This window comes from Neisseria sp. P0022.S009 (genome assembly GCF_051956675.1).
In the GTDB taxonomy this organism is placed as follows: domain Bacteria; phylum Pseudomonadota; class Gammaproteobacteria; order Burkholderiales; family Neisseriaceae; genus Neisseria.
The window spans coordinates 49,917-69,654 of record NZ_JBQCXE010000003.1; the positions used below are offsets into that span (position 1 = coordinate 49,917).

The window sequence follows — 19,738 nt, forward strand, 5'->3', positions numbered from 1 at the left end:
GATGAAACAATCCATCCGCCATCGTCATACTAACACAATCATACGGTATTTTTCAGACAGCCTTACAACTGTCTCAAAAACGCCTGAATATACGCGATTTTATCCAATTCCGGCATAGCGTTGAACGCTTCCTGATGCTCGTGGATATAGTCGATTAAAGGATAAAATTCTTCATCAACATGGCGTTTGTCCAGTTTGCGGCCGATATTGCCTTCGTTGCTTCGTCCCAGAAACTTGGAAATCAGGTAATACGGCGATTTGAGTTTGAACAGCATTTCGCCGTTTTGCGCATCAAACACCATAAAACCTTCATGTTCCACGTTTTTCAGACGGCCTTTCAGCTCGCCGAACGTGATGTTTTTCAGCATTTCGGGACGACGGATGCCGTATTGTTTGCCGATTTCGTCCAATTCCGCTTCGCTAAACTGACGGCCGGTCGCCACATCAATGCAGCCGATTAAGGTTTCGCCCAATGCTTCGCGGATGATGTGTACGTCTTTCGCGTCTGTGATTTCAAACAAAAAAGTGTGGTTCGGATAAGCGCGGAACAGGGTTTCGTATTGCGCGCAGTGTGCGGCGGTCATGTCTGCAAACGCGCTATCAAGCGAACCGGTGGTCGAATACAGCACTTTGCCGTTAAACGAAGCGCCTTTAGACGGATGGTCATCTGAAAGCGAGACGAAAGTGCAACAGCCGAGGAAGCCGTTTACTTTTACGACCGCATCTACCAATCTATCGTCGCTGATTCGGATCGGATAACGGCTGCCTTTGGCAATACGCTCCGAATAATTGAACACTTTTTTAAACGGACGCACGATGATGCGGTTGTGCGCATCGATAATCAAACCGCGCATTTCCAGCAAAGCATCATTAAATCGGTTGTTATAGAACACGCTGCGGGCGTATTTCAACACGCGCAATTCAGGATAACGTTTGGACACTTTGGCAGTAAAGTTACGGCTGTCGTGTTGTAGATAGTGATCGGTCACAAAGGTTTGCTGCACCTCATCAAACACCAGCGGCTTATGCTCGATAGCCTGCATCTGTTCAATTTTTTCTAACTGCTCCGCATTTGCCGGCTGCACGGCCTCGATGTGGATTTCGTTTGCTACTCGGTTTTGATTCAACTTGATATATGCCGCCAACACGTCATGCTCTTTCACACCGTGCAGGTTGGGATAGAAATTGTGCAGTCGGTAGACTTCTGTTTCAAAACCGCTTTTTTTCGCCAGATCCAATAAATGACGGCAACGCGAAGCTTTTTGGTTGGTATTGGAATGAATGATCAAAATATTTCGATTCGGATTTTGACGTCCAAGTCTCAAGGTTTCAGTCATCAAAGCATTACCGCGTTTTTGCGCCTTATCCACCGCTTCGCCCGACCAACGATACTCACCGTATTCATCGGTAATAAACAAATCGTTTTCAATACGGACCACTTCCGCATCCGGATACTGCGCTTTAAATTCGGCGGCTTTTTGTTCGGCAAACGTCGATTTTCCCGAACCTTGATGACCGCGGATTAAGATAAATTTTTGCATTTTGTTTCCTTATTCTTTTTCTCAGTCTTCCCTGACTGAATAGGCCGTCTGAAATATATTTCTACTTTTTTCAGACGGCCTTAGCTTCAGTTCACAGCTGCCAACGGCGTTTTCTCAATCTCATCTACCCAGAAATCTGTACCCATACCTCGTTCGGCAAAGGAACCAATCAGGGAGAATACTTGATCGGAGAAGCCGCCGATGTTCAAGATATCCTGACGGTTTCGTGCTTGAGCCTTGGTGTAGGGCTGGATATCCAGACAAACGAGTTTAGCTTCTGGACAACGTTGTTTCAGAATATTCCACTCTTTCATCAGGCTGGTTGTTGCGCCCCATCGTTGGCTGTCATCTGCCCAACTTTCGTTGTCTGATACGATGACGACCAAATCCACGTCGGCTTTTTCACGGTTCAGCATGGCGAGCGGTGCACTGCATGCCGTTCCGCCGCCGCCGATATTGGCGAGTTTTTCGGCGTTGGTCATGATGCTGTCGCGTGGGTTGAGCTTCACGTTTACCGTGATTTGTTCAAACGGTATCACGCGGGCTTGCGGATTCGTACGCAACATGGCGGCGGACACGAGCGCGGCAATGTCGATGCAGCGGGTTTTGCTGGTCGCGCTGCCGCGATAGCCTGTAACCGAGCTGTGCATAGAGCCGGAAACGTCCGGACAAACCACGACTTTGCCTTGGATTGCCGGTACGTTTTGTACAGCGGTTTCCATCGCATCTTGCAGGGCTTCGCGGATTTCAAACGGCATCTGTTCGGATGTTGCCTGATACGCGGTCAGCAATTGGTAAGGCAAGACGCGGGCGCGGCGGATGGCGGCTTTGTCGCGCAGTTTTTCTGTCACCATTTTGATGTTTTTGCTTTTTGCAAACACATCGTGGCGCAGGAATGTGTTCAGGTTTTGGCGAACCTGCTGCCATGAGCCGTTGCGGGCGATTTGCGCCCAGTCGCCGCTGTTCAATTCCAACGCAGTGAGCATTTGGAACGGAACGTCGGGCAATGCGCCTTGGCGGCTTTGTTTGTAGTCTTCAAAAGCGCGGGTGATGGGCGGCAATGCTGCACGGTCGTACGGTTTGCCGATGAGCCACGCAAACCAGGCTGCACGCCATGCTTCACGCGGTTTGGGATGCACCATTTTGACCACATCCGCCAGCGACGGGGCGTTGCCGATAGCGGCGTTCAACAATTGTTTTTCGGTGGCGGTCAAAAGCCAGGTCTGCATCAGTTTTTTCGGACGGTTGCCGAAGGATTTTCTGCCGACCGCGCCGCTTCGGATGATTTGCGCGAAGTTGCGCAACATTTTACCGTTGTCCGCCACTTGGTCGAATACGCGGGCAAGCATGTTCACGTCTTTTTGCGCCAACACGGCAAGCAACAGCGCGGGCATATCTTTCATGAAACCTTTTTGACGGGCGTACACGGCGGTTTTGGCGATAAACTCGGCATCCAGTTGTTCCGCCAATTCCAATACTTGCTCAAGCTGGTCTTGCGCATCGGTGTAGTAGGTGCTGTTCAGGCAGCCGGTGGCGGCAAGTTGGGCCAGCTGTTGTTTGGGCGTCAGCGTGTAGGCGATGCCGCCGGCTTCGTTATAAGTGTCGGTTTTAGTCAAACGGTTTTTAATAGATTGAAACAAGGTAGTATTAGCCATTTTCATTTTCTTTCATATTGTTGGTTTGAGGCCGTCTGAACTTGTTTTAGCTTTGTTTTTCAGACGGCCTTGAATGGGTGGCAGCATAGCGGCTAAAGATGAAGAGAAACGGTTTTAACTGAAAGCTAATGTACTCTCTTCCGGGCATCCGCCTGCTGCCGTAGGGCGACTAGTTTAATTAGGATCATTCAGGTTTGTAGCAAGGAAGGAATGTAATCCTAATGGCATTCACCCATAAGGGGTGGTACATTGGGCAACAAAGAATGGAGAAATTTTTACGCGCTCTATCCACTGAGCTACTCTGCCATTGTTGGCGGCAGAGACGGGACTCGAACCCGCGACCTCGAGCTTAGCAGGCTGTAATTCCTCCGGCATTTGCCGTTTGCACCGAAAACGGTTTTTATATCGGCCCGCCTGAATATTTCAGACGGCCTTGAATGGGTGGCAGCATAGCGGCTAAAGATGAAGAGAAACGGTTTTAACTGAAAGCTAATGTACTCTCTTCCGGGCATCCGCCTGCTGCCGTAAAAATAATATGGCACGCAACAAGTTTTTCAGGGAAACATGCCTTGGCTCTACCAACTGAGCTACTCTGCTATTTGAAACAACAGAGACAGGACTCGAACCTGCGACATAAGGATATCCATGTTGTAGTTTCCCTAGGCATTTGCCTGCCATATTGAAAAGGGTGGGCGACTAAATAAACAAGACGTTCAACGTCTATCAGACGAGACAGGACTCGAACCTGTTAATCCAAATGTAGTCTTGTCGGCATTCGCCCTGTAACCACACAGCAACTAAATTTACGGAAAATTTTTCTCCGGTAACTGTATTTCCCGAAGCATCTGCTGTATCGTTACATTCACAACATAGCCAACAGCGTGCCAAGAATAAAATTTTTATAAAAATAATTTTTAATCGATTGAATATAAAGAAAATATATTTTTAATTAGCTTTTATCGGCAAGAAGCGTAAAATGCTAAAAAATATATTTATAGATAGTTATATAGAAAATAAAATATAAAAGGATATATGATGAGATTCGATGATTTGGACAAACGCCTGCGACAATACGAAACCGCTTATGATTTTTGCGTACCACAGGAAAATTTTATTGTTGTTCGCTTAGACGGGCGCGGTTTTACACGACTAACCAAGGAAATTTGGCAGTTTGAAGCCCCATTCGACATTCGTTTCCGCGACCTGATGGCACACACCGTCCACCATCTGATGCAGTGTGGTTTCAATGTAGCATACGGCTATTCGGAAAGCGATGAAATTTCACTGTTGCTGCACCGAGACGACAATACGTTCAAACGCAAAACGCGCAAAATCATTTCTGTATTGGCTGGAGAAGCCAGCGCCGCCTTTTCCGTGGCGCACGGGCAACCTGCTGCTTTTGATGCACGGGTTTGCGTTTTGCCGAACGAAAAACTGGTGGTCGATTATTTCCGTTGGCGGCACGAAGACTCATACCGCAACGCGCTCAACGCCCACTGCTATTGGATGTTGCGCAAGAAAGGAGAAAGCGCGTCCCGCGCCACAGATGCCGTCAGCGGCCTGACACGAGCTCAAAAACACGATTTACTGTTTGAAAACAGCATTAATTTCAACGAACTGCCTGCGTGGCAGAAACGTGGCTTCGGTGTGTATTTTCAGACGGCCTTAAAAGAAGGTTTTAATCCGAAAACTAACGAAACCGTACAAGTCAAACGCCAAATCCTGCATACGGATTTCGAGCTGCCGTTGGGCGATGATTACGGCGTGTTTGTCCTGGAAAGAATTGTTTAAATTGTTTAGAGGTCGTCTAAAAATGAATACTGCTACAAAAGGACAAATCCCTGCTGTTCTTATCATTGATTTGGAAGTCGATCCAAAAACCGACAAGCCGTTCAAAATCGGTGCATTCCGCCCCGACTCAGGTTTGTTTTTTGAAAAAGCTTTTCGTGGAGAAAAGGGTTTTCATACCGCCTTGTGTGAAATGGCTCATCTGACCAGTGGATTAAAGTGGCTGATGGGGCACAACATCCTCGGGCACGATTTAAAATATTTGAAGGCCGTAGTACCTGAAGCCGCATGGCTTAAAGTGCCTGTTATCGATACGCTGTGGCTCTCGCCTTTGGCATTTCCGCAAAATCCGTATCACCGACTAATCAAAAACCATAAAATCATCTCTTCTGAAATTAATTCCCCACTTGCCGACTGTCACGCTTGCTGGCAGCTTTTTCAAGACCAATGCATTGCGTTCGGAAAAATCAAAGCCGAAAAGCCCAAGGAGTTTGCGCTGTGGACAGCCCTGTCTGATATACCCCTGCCGTATCGTCTTTCAGAAGACATTATGATTCCCGAGCATGATACATCGCCAGATGTCAAGAAACTGATCGACACTATTTGGTTGATGATGCAGGACAACAATGATCAAGGTCGTCTGAAAGTCTGCCGCACACGTTTTTTGGAATTAATGAAAACTGACATCCGCAATCCTGCCATATATCCTTCCCTCAGCTATGCCTTATCTTGGTTAAATGTCTCTGGTGGTAATTCTGTGTTAGCTCCGTGGGTGAGGCACCAGTTTCCCGATACGGCTCGGCTGATTGCCGAATTGCGCGACCATGATTGCGGTAGTACGGAATGCCGTTATTGTCAGGATACGCTCAATCCTGAGGCGCAGTTACAGCGTTATTTCAAACTACCGACTTTTCGCGATGTAAAAGGATTTGATGGTGGACAACGTGCTGTGGTGCAATCAGGTATGAAGGGGTTGCATACGCTGGCGGTGCTGCCCACAGGCGGCGGCAAATCCTTGTGTTATCAGTTGCCAGCACTCAACCGCTACTACCGCAACGGAGGCTTGACAATAGTTGTTTCACCTTTGCAATCGCTGATGAAAGATCAGTTGGACGGTTTGGAGAAAAAAGGAGCTACCTGCGCTGCTATGCTTAACGGCTTGGTTGAGGTGGTTGAACGCGCCCAAATTTTAGACAAAATAGCTTTGGGCGATATCGGCATTTTGTTTGTCGCGCCTGAACAGTTCCGCAACACCAGTTTTATTAACGCTATTTCGCAACGCCAAATCAACGGCTGGGTATTCGATGAGGCACATTGCCTGTCTAAATGGGGCCATGATTTCCGTCCAGACTATCTATACGCAGTTAAATTTATCGCTGAACACAGCAAAAACAACGGTACGATGGCTCCAGTAAGTTGTTTTACTGCTACTGCCAAACCCGATGTCCTCGCCGACATCACTAACCATTTCCGTGTGGAGGCTGGTATTGAGTTCCGCCAATTTATTGGTGACAACGAGCGCGACAATCTGTTTTATGATGTGCTGGAAATTTCAGATGACCTTAAAAAGCAAAAAATCAACGAACTGTTGCATCGTGAACTTGATCATCAAAGCGGAGGTGCAGTGGTATTTGTCGGGCGGCGGAAAAGTGCGAAAACCTATTCGGATTATCTGAAAGAACAAGGCTGGGCATGTGAGCATTTCCACGCCGGTTTGGGCAACAACGAAAAAGCTGATATTCAAAATCAGTTTATTGGCGGTAATTTGCGCGTTATTGTCGCCACCAACGCCTTTGGTATGGGCGTGGATAAACCTGACGTACGCTTGGTTATTCACGCTGAAATCACCGGCTCGCTGGAAAATTATTTGCAGGAAGCGGGCAGAGCAGGGCGTGATCAGGCAGAGGCAAAATGCGTGTTGCTGTATGACGGCAAAGACGTGGACACACAGTTTTCCATCAGCAAAATGTCGCAAATCGAATTACGCGATTTGAAATCAGTGTGGAAGAAAGTTGGTTGGCTGAATCAGGCGGCATACGGCAAAGACCATTGCGGTGAAATCGTGGCAACAGGTGGCGAAATTTTGCGCGACACCGAGGAGTACATGAGTTTTGACAGCGATGATAGACAGGCAGATACCAAAGTCAAAACCGTATTGGCATGGTTGGAACGTGCAGACTTATTGGAGCGTAAGGAAAATCAAACCCGTATTTTCCCCGCACGCTCAGGTCGTCTGAATCTAGATGAGGCGCTGGCTATTATTGAAAAAAGCAAGTTCAGCAAGCGTATCTCGGAAATTTACCAAACGATTGCCGAAATTGTGTTTAAAGCGCCAGAGGACGCGCCTTTGAGTACCGATGATTTGGTGCAGGCAACAGCATGTAGTTTCACCGAATTGCGAGGTCATCTAAAAAAGCTGGAGGAATTGGGTATCCTTACCAACGATACGCATATGACGATCATTTTGCGTACCGATAACATAAAGCCTGCCGACAAACGTCTGGCACAAGTTATCGCCTGTGAGGAAAAACTCTGGCAGATTTTAAAAAACGAAATTCCAGAAGCAGATCAAGGTATTTGGCAAAACCTCTCATTGAGCGCTGTCTGCCACCAAATGCATGAAGTAGGTTTAGAAACCAATCCTGCTGAAATCAAACTTCTGATGCAGTCGCTTGCCGATGATAAAGCAGCAGAGCGAACAAACAGCAGTGGAAGTTTCCAAATCCGTGATGTTGGCAACAACCTTTTGAAAGTACGTTTCAAGAATCCCCAAAGCAACAGTTGGGAAAACCTACAAAACAATGCCGAACTTCGCCGTAATATCGGTCTGTGCCTTTTACCATTCCTAATGACAAAAACCAATGGAGTGCGTCAAAAAGACGTAATGGTTGAAACCCGTATGGGTGAATTGGTGCAGCAGCTTGCCGACGATTTGGTATTATCGGTACAAATCCCGGCTGACCGTCGCGAGCTTCTGCTCAGGCAGACACTGCTGTTTATGCACAAACAAGGCATTATCAAACTTAACCACGGCATGACCATTCTGAGGCATGCCATGACTATTACACCCAATCGAAAAGCACTCTCAGCTAAACGCCAGTATCTTGCGGAGGACTATAAACCGCTTTCCATTTTTTACGGCGAAAAACGCTTTCAAATCCATGTGATGCAGGAATATGCCCTTCGCGCACTGAAAAATCTTACTGAAGGGTTGAATTTGGTGCGTGATTACTTTGGCTTGGAAGAAAAGAATTTTAAGAATAAATGGTTTAAAGGTCGTCTGAAAGAATTGGACGAGCCTGCATCGCCACAAACCCTGCGTGAAATTACAGACGGGCTGAATGAGATGCAGAAAGCCGTTGTTACCGACCAAAGCGGCAGCAACCGTCTTATTCTTGCCGGACCGGGTTCAGGAAAAACGCGAGTTATTGTACACCGTGTTGCCTACCTTTTACGGGTGCAACATGTTCCCGCATCCGCCATCATTGTATTGACTTTCAACCGTTTGGCGGCGCAGGAGGTCAAGCGCCGCCTGTTCGGACTGGTCGGCCCTCTTGCTACTGCCGTTACGGTTATGACTTATGACGGTATGGCAATGCAGCTTTTGGGTGTGCGCTTTGACGGCAACAACCGAGAATACGGCAAAAGTCAGTTTAAAGAATGGTGCAGGCAGGCTGCCGCTATGCTTTCAGACGACCTTGAAAACGATGATGGTAACGATGAAACACGCGAACGTATCATGGCAGGTTTCCGCTATATTCTGGTAGATGAATACCAAGACATCAGTGAAGAACACTACCGGCTTGTTTCTGCGCTTGCGGGTAGGAAGCGGGCTGAAGAAGACAAGCTGACCATTCTGGCGGTTGGTGACGATGACCAAAACATCTACGCCTTCAATGGCACGAGCAACGAGTACATACACCGTTTCCAAAAAGACTACGACGTTGCCCAACCCGACTATTTGACCTACAACTACCGCAGTACGCAATACATCATCAGCGCTGCCAACAGCGTGATAAACGGTATGACAGGTCGTCTGAAAACACTGCATCCGATTGTTATCAACCCTGAACGTCAAACACAGCCCAACGGTGGCGTATGGGCTGCAACAGACAGCGAAAGGCAGGGGCGTGTGCGCCACATCAGCCTGCCGTTCGGTAGTAGCAGCAACATACAGGCACAAGCTGTTATCACCGAAATAGATCGTCTGAAAACCTTGAGCGAAGTCGCATGGAATGAGATTGCAGTTTTATCCCGTCATAATGCCAGTCTCAAACCTCTGCAGGCATGGTGTGAACAAAACGGCATACCTTATTTTTTGAGTGCCGACAAAAGCAGCAAAATCAAATTGCGCCACACCCGTGAGTTTGTCCGCCTGATTGATGGCGTGGAAAAACAAACCGAAGGCTTTACATCACAAGCTTTTGCAGAACTTATTAGCGAACAAGTGAAAAAAAGCGGTGGCAGTTGGTGCGTTTGGTTTAGGCAATTACAAACTGATTTCTTAAACGAATATCCACTGCAAGATGAGAAGCTACCTGAAAAGTCGGATAACCTTGCAGAGAGTCGTGAGGCAGAAATCCAAGCGTCGCCCATAGAAGACAACGGGTCGTCTGAAAACGGTAGTGGCACTGTTAACCGATATTCGTCTGCCTTTCTGAAAAGCTGGCTCTACGAGTATGTAGGTGATGAACATGAAACCCGTTCGGAAGGTATATTTCTAGGCACGGCGCACGCAGTCAAAGGGTTGGAGTTTAAGCACGTCTTCATTTTAGACGGCGGTTGGCAGGGAGTTGACGAAGCCGAACAGAGGCTTTATTACGTCGCTATGACTCGTGCCATAGAAACACTGACCCTACTGCAAACTACCCCAGAGCATCCTTGGATGGCAAAGCTACCTGATGATATTGAAAACGTGGCTCAAATCTTTACCGAATTACCTGATTTGAATACCGAATACAGACGTTTGGCGGCTTATCGAAACACGGCAGCCGAGGGAAAAACCGACAGCAAAAGTGATTTGGATATCGACTTCATCGTTTGTCACAACAATGTCGAAACTGTGAGACAACGCCTGTTTACTGCTGCGAAGCTGAAAAAAGACGATCCACTGGAAATGAAACGGACTGAGGATGGCAGATATATTTTCCTTTCTGATGATATTGAAGTTGCCCGTACCGTTAAATTACCACCGTTGCCGACAAAAACTACCGCCTATGCCAACACTTTCAGAGTACGTTATTTAGACGAAGTAGGAGAATCATTTCGCCAACGTATCCCAGAAAAAATCGGTACGAAAAAGCTGGAAAAATGGACGCTTGTTATTCCTATGTTAGTGATACCGCCTGAGTAAAAAGAGTTTTTCAGGCTATCTCAAACATGAAGAAGGCAGCTTGAATACAAGGCTGTCTGAGACTCGAACGGAATAAACGGAATAAAAGATGAGTAACAAAAAACAAGTCGCCGTCAGCTTTCTCGGTACGGTATTGGACAGTGGTTTCGGTCAAGGGCGTTGGCAGAAATGGCGGCCGAATGTCGCCATGAATCAGCGTCAGGATTTTCATCTTGACCGCATGGAGCTGTTTTATGCGGAAAAATACCGCGAGCTGGCGGATCATGTAAAAGCCGATATTCAGCAGGTGTCGCCGCACACGGTCGTCAATCTTGTACCTATGGAGCTGGCAAACCCGTGGGATTTCTCCGAGGTTTATACCAAACTGCATGATTGGGCAGCGAGCTATCCATTTGATACAGAAGAAGAAACTTATCTCACCCACATCACTACAGGTACACACGTTGCTCAAATCTGCCTGTTTTTATTGGTGGAATCTCGTCAAATCCCCGGCGTACTGTTACAAACCGCTCCGCCCAAAAATCAAAGACGCAGTATGGAGGACGGCAATGTCGGCAGTTATGAAATCATCGATTTAGACTTGGCTCGTTACGACGTACTTGCCGAACGCCTTGCCGCCGTACGCGATGACGCAGTGCGCTACCTGAAAAGCGGCATCTCCACCCAAAACGCCGCCTTCAACCGCATGATTGCCGAAATCGAACAGGTCGCACTCAACTCTCCTTCCCCCATTCTGCTTTCCGGCCCGACAGGCGCAGGTAAATCCATGCTGGCACGCAGGATTTTCGAATTGAAAAAAGCGCGCCATCTGATTAAAGGCACATTTGTCGATGTAAACTGCGCCACCCTTCGCGGCGACGGCGCAGCATCTGCCTTGTTCGGCCACAAAAAAGGCGCTTTTACCGGCGCGGCGGAAAAACGTGAAGGCTATCTAAAAACTGCCGACGGCGGTGTACTGTTTTTAGATGAAATCGGAGAATTGGGCTTGGACGAACAAGCCATGTTACTCAAAGCCATTGAGGAAAAACACTTTTATCCCGTCGGCAGCGACAGCGAAGTCAAAAGCGACTTCCAACTCATCGCCGGCACCAACCGCGACCTACGCCACGAAATCCGCGCCGGACGCTTCCGCGAAGACCTGTTTGCCCGCATCAATATTTGGAACTATCCGCTGCCCGCACTCGCCAACCGCCGCGAAGACATCGAGCCCAATGTCGAACACCAGCTCGCCCTAGCTTCACAGGAACTCGGCCGAACCACCCGCTTCAACAAAGAAGCCCTAGCCGCCTATCTCGACTTCGCCCACTCCAACCAAGCACCATGGCGCGGCAACTTCCGCGACCTAGCCGCCAGCATCATGCGCCTGGCCACACTCGCGCCGCAAGGCAGGATACAGGTAGAACAAGTCCAAGCCGAAATCGAACGCCTCAAATGGTTATGGTCGGAAGAACCCTTTTCAGACGGCCTCCTACATAACAGGCCGTCTGAAAAAGCACAAGACTACCCTGATAAAATCAATTGGGACACATTGGATTTGTTCGACAAACTGCAACTGCAACACGTCATCGACGAATGCCGCAAACACCCCAACATGGCTGCTGCCGGCCGTGCATTGTTCAACGTCTCCCGAACAGAAAGGGCAAAAGTCAATGACAGCGACCGATTAAGGAAATATTTACAGCGATTTGGATTGGAATGGGGAGATATTTAAATGAGAGTGAGCAAGCTAGCTCATTTTAATCGCATTATTTTTCATCATTTATAAAAAATAAAAGGCATCAATCCGATGCCTTTTTAATTTATTAAAACAAATTACTTCTTTGGTTTACTTCAAAAATGCCGCATGATAGGCAATATGCTCACCAATAAAACTGGCGATGAAGTAATAGCTATGATCGTAGCCTTTATGGAAGCGCACATCGACCGGTTGGTTTGCCGCACGGCAGGTTTCGACAAAATCTTCGGTACGCAATTGTGTTGGCAAAAACTCATCTTCCAAGCCCTGATCAATGCGCATACCTTGCACTTTATAGCCTTGTTGAATGAGCGAACTAGCATCATATTGCTGCCATTTTTCACGATCTTTCCCTAAATAGGCAGTAAAGGCTTTTTCTCCCCAAGGCACAAGGCTTGGCGACAAAATGGGCGAAAAGGCAGAGACACTTTGATAACGTTCCCAGTTTCGCAATGCCAATACCAATGCGCCGTGTCCGCCCATTGAATGCCCCATAATGGAACGTTTGCCGTTAGTAGGGAAATTTGCTTCAATTAGATCAGGCAATTCGTTCAAGACATAATCATACATCTGATAATTCGTCGCCCAAGGCTGCTCGGTCGCATTCAAATAAAAGCCTGCACCTTGCCCTAAATCGTAAGCAGCATCATTCGGCACTTGCTCTCCGCGAGGGCTGGTATCGGGCGCAACCACAATCACTTGATGTTCTGCCGCATAACGCTGAAAGCCTGATTTGGTAATGAAATTTTGTTCAGTGCACGTCAAGCCGGAAAGCCAATAAATCACACCAAGTGGTCGATTCTCTGGATTATCCGGCAAATAGACAGCAAATTTCATTTCGCATTGCAACGTTTGGGCATGGTGTGCCCAAACTTGCTGCAAACCGTCAAAAATTTGATGTTGTTCAATCAGTTTCATCGCGTACCTTAGTAATGAATAACAGCGCGGATCGATTTACCTTCGTGCATTAACTCAAAGGCTTCATTGATTTGATCGAGTGTCATTGTGTGGGTCACAAACGGTTCTAACTCAATGTCGCCTTTCATTGAGTCTTCCACCATTTTCGGCAGTTCAGAGCGGCCTTTCACGCCGCCAAATGCCGTGCCTTTCCAAACACGACCCGTTACCAACTGGAACGGACGCGTTGAAATTTCTTGTCCTGCACCCGCTACGCCGATAATAATGGATTGTCCCCAGCCACGGTGTGCGCTTTCTAATGCTTGACGCATTACATTTACATTACCGATACATTCAAAGGTATGGTCAATGCCCCATTTGTTGATATCTAACAACACATCTTTGATCGGTTTATCGTAATCGTTCGGGTTTAAACAATCCGTTGCACCAAACTGTTTTGCCAACTCGAATTTTGCAGGATTGGTATCAATAGCAATAATACGACCAGCTTTGGCTTGACGCGCACCTTGCACTACCGCCAAACCAATCGCCCCCAAACCAAACACGGCCACAGAGTCGCCTTCTTGCACTTTTGCTGTGTTATGTACCGCGCCAATACCTGTGGTAACGCCGCAGCCGAGCAAACATACATGTTCGTGGTTGGCTTCCGGGTTGATTTTTGCCAGTGAAACTTCGGCAACAACTGAGTATTCACTGAAAGTCGAACAGCCCATATAGTGATAAATCGGCTGACCTTGATAAGAAAAACGCGTCGTGCCGTCCGGCATTAAACCTTTACCTTGCGTATCACGCACTGAGACGCATAAGTTGGTTTTACCCGAACGACAAAACTCACATTCGCCACATTCCGCAGTGTAAAGCGGAATAACGTGATCACCCAGTTTTACACTTGACACACCTTCGCCCACAGCAACGACCACACCCGCACCTTCATGCCCAAGCACCACAGGGAATACGCCTTCAGGATCGCTTCCTGATAACGTAAATGCATCAGTATGGCACACGCCAGTATGAGTGTTACGGATTAACACCTCGCCTTTACGCGGCATTTCTACATCGATTTCCACAATTTGTAAGGGTTGATTTGGAGCGAATGCCACCGCCGCACGCGATTTGATGGTTGAATTGGTTTGTTTCGTTTCCATTATTTTTGCCTTTTAATTCATTAATAAAGTTATCTAGCCTAAGAAAGATAACCACAGTTTATACTTTGGAACCCACCCTGAAGCAAGCATTTTTGCAACTTTGGCTCCGGCAGTAGCATGATCGACTGATGGGCCACCATGCAATCGCTGATTAAAGAGTTCTGAATATTTCCCTAAATCGTGAAGTTGTCCCGTCTGGTAGGCAATTTCCTGTGCACCAAATACCCGAGCAAACTCCGCCGCTATTTCCCCAACATTGACCAAATGGCTTTGTAAGGTTTGCCAATGTTCGTAAGGTAAGAGATTGCCGAGTTCGTCTTGCGCGGAATGGGCGTAGTAAATTAGAGGTTTCATATTGAAATTCTAAAAAAATTCAAACTGATATCATGCAATGATAATATGATATTAAATTTAATATGTAAATAGAAAAAATGCCGTCTGAAACTTTTTCAGACGGCATTATTATTGTTTAACCTTTACAACTTGCTTCTAATATCCTCTACTGCTTTCACTAAGGCCTCGGAAAGTGAAGGATCAAAAGAAGAGTGGCCTGCTTGGACGATTCTCAATTCTGCCTCAGGGAAGGCTTGCGAGAGTTCCCATGCGCTTTGCATCGGGGTGCATAGGTCATAGCGGCCTTGGACAATGATGGTTGGGATATGGCGGATTTTGTCGATGTTTGCCAAGATGGCTTTATCGCCCTGCAGCCAGCCTTCGTTCACGAAGTAATGGTTTTCCATTCTTGCGATGGCAAGAGAGGCTTGCGGGTCTTCATCCACGTCTTTGGGTTCAAACTGAATAAGGTAGCTTTCCCAGTCTGCCCATGATTTGGCCGCTTTGAGGCGCGTGGCTTCATCTTCGCTGAACAGCATTTCATGGTAGGCTTTGATTAGGGCTTGGCGTTTGTTTTCGGCTACGGGGGCGATGAATTTTTGCCATTGAGCCGGATAAATTTGGCTGACGCCGCCTGCTTCGTTCAGCCATGCCATTTCAGACGGCCTGCACAGGAAAATACCGCGCAAAACTAAGCCACTGACGCGATCGGGATGGGTTTCGGCATAAGTCAGCGACAAGGTGCTGCCCCATGAACCGCCGAAAACCAGCCATTTTTGAATGCCGAGCATTTCGCGTACTTTTTCGATATCGGCAACCAAATCCCATGTGGTGTTGTCTTCGATACAGGCATAGGGTTTGGAACGTCCGCAGCCGCGTTGGTCGATGATGACGATGCGGAAATGTTCTGGATTGAAAAAGCCGCGACAGGCCGGTGATGCGCCTGCTCCGGGGCCGCCATGCAGGAAAATCACGGGGTGGCCATCAGGATTGCCTGACTCTTCCCAGTAGATTTCGTGAATGTCAGATACGCGTAAAAGGCCGCTATTTCGTGGTTCTTGAATCGGATGCATGAGCTTTCTCCTTTGTCTGATGAATATATTTAATTGTAACACTTTACCTGCTGATTTTTCAGACGGCCTACATAGGTTTAACGCCACAAATGGCGTAAAATACCACTTTTTGACAGGATTTTTTATGGCTGACAACAAACAAACCCATGCCGCACCCGAAGGACAACTTTTATTGCGTACGGTAGCCATGCCGCGCGATACCAACCCTAATCAGGACATCTTCGGCGGCTGGATTATGTCGCAAATGGATTTGGGCGGCGGTATTTTGGCGGCAGAAATCGCACAGGGACGCATTGTCACCGTGGCCGTTCAAGAAATGAATTTCATCAGACCGGTAAAGGTTGGCAATGTCGTATGCTGCTATGGTCATTGCGTACGCGTCGGCAATACTTCTTTGCAACTGAAAATCGAAGTGTGGGTGAAGACTTTGATGAACGATATGGTAACGGAAGACCGCCAACTGGTTACTGAAGCCGTATTCACTTACGTCGCCATCGATGCACAAGGTAATCCGCGCCCTATTCCACGCGAAGGCAATGCAAAGCTGGCTCATTTGTCAGTTTAAGAAATCAAAACCAGGCCGTCTGAAATTTCAATGTTCAGACGGCCTTTTTTAATATGGAGACAAAATGTAATAATATTTCTTTTGAGCTAAAACAAGGCGAAGTATCTGTTTTTTAGGTTTAATTCAGACTGATTGATAAGACAAAGGCCGTACATCGGCTCCCTATAACACCACTCTACCGCGACAGTTTGTACCACCTTTAAAACAACGTTTCCTCCTCAACCCACTTTAAGGAACATCATGGCTTCGCGCGATTTATACCCACAGGAAATTTTACAGGTTGTTCTCGACAAAAGCTGCGCCAAAGCACAATCCAGCATCCCCACACTGGCAATTTTGAGCATTTTGGCCGGCGGATACATCGGCTTCGGTTATCTTGCCTATTTAAAAGTAGTCAGCGGCATTCCGCACGAATGGGGCGGCGTTGCGACTTTACTCGGTGCCGCCGTGTTCCCAATCGCCTTGATTTGTATCCTGCTTGGCGGCGGCGAGCTGGTAACCAGCAACATGATGATTATGTCTTTAGGCAGATTGGCCGGACGGATTTCCTCTGAAATGCTGCTGCGAAACTGGGTTATCGTCTGCATGGGCAATTTGGTAGGCACGCTGGCGATGGCTTTTTTCCTTGGGTACTATGTCGGTATGATTGAAGGCAGCGTGGCAGAAAAAACCATTGCTGTGGCAGAAGCAAAAATCCATATGGATTTCGGCCGTGCTTTCGTATCGGCAGTCGCATGTAACTGGATGGTCTGCATGGGGGCATGGCTGCACTTTGCCGCTAAAAACACAACCGGACGAATGCTGGCCATTTGGTTCCCCGTCATGATTTTCGTATTAAACGGCTTCCAACACCTTGTCGCCAATATGTTCGTTATCCCGGCCGGCATTTTGGCAGGCGCAAACATTACTTGGGGGCAATTTTTCTTCAACATGATTCCCGTATTCCTGGGCAATGTCGTCGGTGGAGCATCCTTTGTCGGCGCATCGTATCTTTATACTTATAAAGACACGCTGAAAGATAGTGCCGAATAGACCTGCTTTAGAAACAACAAAACCTGCTTTTTTAAGCAGGTTTTTCGTTATTTTTCAGACGGCCTTTACTACAAAAATAATCATACTGTTCCACAAGGTTGCAAGATTTTTTTCAGCCTAATAGCCTATACCGAAGTGAGCAATCTATAATGAAACTTGAAGAGTAAAAACAAAAAGGACTTAACTGGAAAAACAGGTTAAGTCCTTAAAATCTTTTGGTCGGAGTGAAAGGATTCGAACCTTCGACCCCTTGCACCCCATGCAAGTGCGCTACCAGACTGCGCCACACTCCGACTCGATAAGCCATGAATTTTAGTTTCAAATACTGATTTTGACAAGTGTTTTTTAGGAAGGGAAATTTACTCGTTTGAAAACATTTGAATTATTTGTAAGCAAAAAAAGGCCGTCTGAAATCGTTCAGACGGCCTTTGATTATTCAGTCAAATATCAAGCTTCAACCGGGATAATACCGATTTTAGCCTGCCATTGTTTTGGCGCAATAGCGTGAACCGATTCGCCGTTGCTATCCACTGCAACGGTCACAGGCATGTCTTTGACTTCAAATTCGTAAATCGCTTCCATACCCAATTCTGGGAACGCCAAAACTTTAGATGCTTTAATGGCTTTGGCCACCAGATATGCCGCGCCGCCGACAGCCATCAGGTAAACGGCTTTGTTATCAGCAATGGCTTGGCAAGTCGCTGCGCCACGTTCGGATTTGCCGATCATACCTAGGAGGCCGGTTTGTTCAAGCATTTGGCGGGTAAATTTATCCATACGAGTGGAAGTAGTCGGACCGGCTGGGCCAACAACTTCGTCGCGGACTGGATCAACCGGGCCGACGTAGTAAATCAGTTTGTTGGTAAAATCCACCGGCAACTCTTCGCCTTTATTGAGCATGTCAACCAGACGTTTGTGCGCGGCATCGCGGCCGGTCAGGATTTTACCGTTCAGCAACAATACGTCGCCGGTTTTCCATGTAGCCACTTCTTCTTTGGTCAGATTGTTGACATCGACACGTTTGCCGTTATCCGGGCTGTAAGTCAGATCCGGCCAGTCTTCCAAAGACGGGGCTTCCAGTTTGGCCGGGCCTGAGCCGTCCAATTCAAATTCGATGTGGCGGGTTGCCGCGCAGTTTGGAATCATGGCAATCGGTTTGGAAGCCGCGTGGGTTGGGTAGTCAAGGATTTTGACATCCAGCACGGTGCTCAAGCCGCCCAAACCTTGTGCGCCAATACCCAAGGCATTTACTTTTTTGTAGAGTTCCAAGCGCAGGGCTTCGGTGGTAGACAATTCTGCACCGGAATCGGCTTTTTCTTTGAGCTCCTGAATATCGATATGGCTCATCAGGCTCTCTTTGGCCATCAACACTGCTTTTTCAGGCGTGCCGCCGATACCGATACCCAAGATGCCCGGAGGACACCAGCCTGCACCCATTTGAGGAACGGTTTTCAATACCCAATCAACGATACTGTCTGATGGGTTGAGCATGGCCACTTTGGTTTTGTTTTCAGAACCGCCGCCTTTGGCCGCGCAAGTAACCTCGACTTTGTCGCCTTTCACGATTTCCATGTGTACAACGGCAGGGGTGTTGTCTTTAGTATTTTGACGTTTGCCAGCCGGGTCGGCCAATACGGAGGCGCGCAGTTTGTTGTCAGGATAGGTATATGCGCGGCGTACGCCTTCGTTGACCATTTCCTGTACGCTCATCTCGGCATCCCACTGTACATCCATACCCACTTTCAAGAATACGGTCGCAATACCGGTATCCTGACAAATCGGACGATGGCCTTCGGCACACATACGGCTATTGACCAAAATCTGCGCCATTGCATCTTTGGCGGCAGGGTTCTCTTCTTTTTGGTAAGCCTTGTACAAAGCCTGAATGTAGTCTTTAGGATGGTAGTAGCTGATAAATTGGAAAGCGTCGAAAATACTTTGGATAAAGTCTTCTTGCTTGATGACGGTCATGATTGTGTTCCTTTTCGGGAGTCATGGTAGGAAGGGTTTGTTTATTTTTTAAGAGACCGATTTTTCAGACGGCCTTCAATAGTGTAATAGTGCTTTCAAATGAATAATCCAGACAATATCATTTTCATACTTCATTGATTTAATTAGAATTTAATAACATATTAAATCACTTGGTTATTGATAACCCATATCTACTGGCCATTCACTTACACAGAAATAAAACTACATTATTTTTAAACGATAACCTTATTGCCAGGCCATCTGAAATATTTGCCCTGCACATCTGAGTAAAAAATTTAGTAGCCTGTATTTAAAAGAGAACCATCCCCATTTCAGACGGCCATTTTATTTTTTAATACGATACACAATTGTAAAATTTATGTCATTCCCTCCCTCAACCTTCTTGACGGATGTCAAACTTATTTAATTTTATGAAATTTTATAACAGCCTTTTCGTTTGTTTACAAAATTAATATTATCTAATATATACAATAAGTTATATATTAAACCTTAAGATATAATAATGATTTCTACTAGCAAATATTAGATTATTTTTGCAAATATACTAAAAAGGTAATTTTCTTTTACCTTTAAAATCAAATATAAATGATTAATTTGTCTAAATAATA

Annotated in this window: 11 protein-coding genes, 1 tRNA gene and 1 pseudogene; 5 read left to right on the forward strand and 8 right to left on the reverse strand. The window is 46.9% G+C overall.

Translation table 11 applies throughout. The features are described from left to right. Window positions 1–62: 62 nt before the first annotated feature. Both ACTHUG_RS05260 and ACTHUG_RS05265 read right to left on the reverse strand, forming a co-directional pair. On the reverse strand, window positions 63–1,541 hold the full coding sequence (locus tag ACTHUG_RS05260; protein WP_440385764.1) for an RNA ligase: 1,479 nt from the start codon (window positions 1,539–1,541) through the stop codon (window positions 63–65). An 86-nt stretch (window positions 1,542–1,627) separates the two neighbouring features. Further along, the gene (locus tag ACTHUG_RS05265; RefSeq protein ID WP_440385763.1) at window positions 1,628–3,202 is read right to left on the reverse strand and encodes a vWA domain-containing protein; all 1,575 of its coding nucleotides are present in this window, start codon (window positions 3,200–3,202) and stop codon (window positions 1,628–1,630) included. 1,029 nt (window positions 3,203–4,231) lie between these two features. Between ACTHUG_RS05265 and ACTHUG_RS05270 the strand changes: the two genes are divergently transcribed. The 3 genes from ACTHUG_RS05270 to rtcR all read left to right on the forward strand — a co-directional run bounded on the left by ACTHUG_RS05270 (window position 4,232) and on the right by rtcR (window position 12,048). After that, window positions 4,232–4,987: a tRNA(His) guanylyltransferase Thg1 family protein gene (locus ACTHUG_RS05270; RefSeq protein WP_440385856.1), complete on the forward strand. Its 756-nt coding sequence runs from the start codon at window positions 4,232–4,234 to the stop codon at window positions 4,985–4,987. A gap of 22 nt (window positions 4,988–5,009) precedes the next feature. Continuing rightward, window positions 5,010–10,337 carry a RecQ family ATP-dependent DNA helicase gene (locus ACTHUG_RS05275; RefSeq protein WP_440385762.1) on the forward strand — a complete coding sequence of 1,776 codons (5,328 nt, stop codon included), beginning with the start codon at window positions 5,010–5,012 and terminating at the stop codon, window positions 10,335–10,337. A gap of 88 nt (window positions 10,338–10,425) precedes the next feature. Next, entirely contained in the window at window positions 10,426–12,048 is a 1,623-nt protein-coding gene (gene rtcR / locus ACTHUG_RS05280; protein WP_440385761.1) for an RNA repair transcriptional activator RtcR, read from the forward strand. A 114-nt stretch (window positions 12,049–12,162) separates the two neighbouring features. On the opposite strand, the gene fghA is transcribed toward rtcR, so the two are convergent. The 4 genes and pseudogenes from fghA to pip all read right to left on the reverse strand — a co-directional run bounded on the left by fghA (window position 12,163) and on the right by pip (window position 15,541). Next, on the reverse strand, window positions 12,163–12,990 hold the full coding sequence (gene fghA / locus ACTHUG_RS05285) for an S-formylglutathione hydrolase (RefSeq protein WP_440385760.1): 828 nt from the start codon (window positions 12,988–12,990) through the stop codon (window positions 12,163–12,165). 8 nt (window positions 12,991–12,998) lie between these two features. Continuing rightward, a complete protein-coding gene (locus ACTHUG_RS05290) occupies window positions 12,999–14,135 on the reverse strand; it encodes an S-(hydroxymethyl)glutathione dehydrogenase/class III alcohol dehydrogenase (RefSeq protein WP_440385759.1) in 1,137 nt (378 codons plus the stop codon). A gap of 93 nt (window positions 14,136–14,228) precedes the next feature. Next, window positions 14,229–14,489 (reverse strand): annotated as a pseudogene (locus ACTHUG_RS05295) (CRISPR-associated endonuclease Cas3''); the annotation flags it as partial. A 122-nt stretch (window positions 14,490–14,611) separates the two neighbouring features. Continuing rightward, entirely contained in the window at window positions 14,612–15,541 is a 930-nt protein-coding gene (pip, locus tag ACTHUG_RS05300; RefSeq protein ID WP_036491443.1) for a prolyl aminopeptidase, read from the reverse strand. A 124-nt stretch (window positions 15,542–15,665) separates the two neighbouring features. Between pip and yciA the strand changes: the two genes are divergently transcribed. Together yciA and ACTHUG_RS05310 are read left to right on the forward strand one after the other, a co-directional pair. Beyond that, a complete protein-coding gene (yciA, locus tag ACTHUG_RS05305; RefSeq protein WP_036491440.1) occupies window positions 15,666–16,106 on the forward strand; it encodes an acyl-CoA thioester hydrolase YciA in 441 nt (146 codons plus the stop codon). Between the two features lie 240 nt (window positions 16,107–16,346). Beyond that, window positions 16,347–17,138 carry a formate/nitrite transporter family protein gene (locus ACTHUG_RS05310; RefSeq protein WP_440385758.1) on the forward strand — a complete coding sequence of 264 codons (792 nt, stop codon included), beginning with the start codon at window positions 16,347–16,349 and terminating at the stop codon, window positions 17,136–17,138. Window positions 17,139–17,354: 216 nt separating this feature from the next. Here ACTHUG_RS05310 and ACTHUG_RS05315 read toward each other — a convergent pair. Together ACTHUG_RS05315 and ACTHUG_RS05320 are read right to left on the reverse strand one after the other, a co-directional pair. Continuing rightward, window positions 17,355–17,431: transfer RNA gene (locus tag ACTHUG_RS05315), tRNA-Pro, on the reverse strand. A 154-nt stretch (window positions 17,432–17,585) separates the two neighbouring features. Continuing rightward, window positions 17,586–19,109 (reverse strand): fumarate hydratase, encoded by a 1,524-nt coding sequence (locus ACTHUG_RS05320; RefSeq protein ID WP_049323434.1) that lies wholly within the window; start codon window positions 19,107–19,109, stop codon window positions 17,586–17,588. Window positions 19,110–19,738 lie beyond the last annotated feature (629 nt).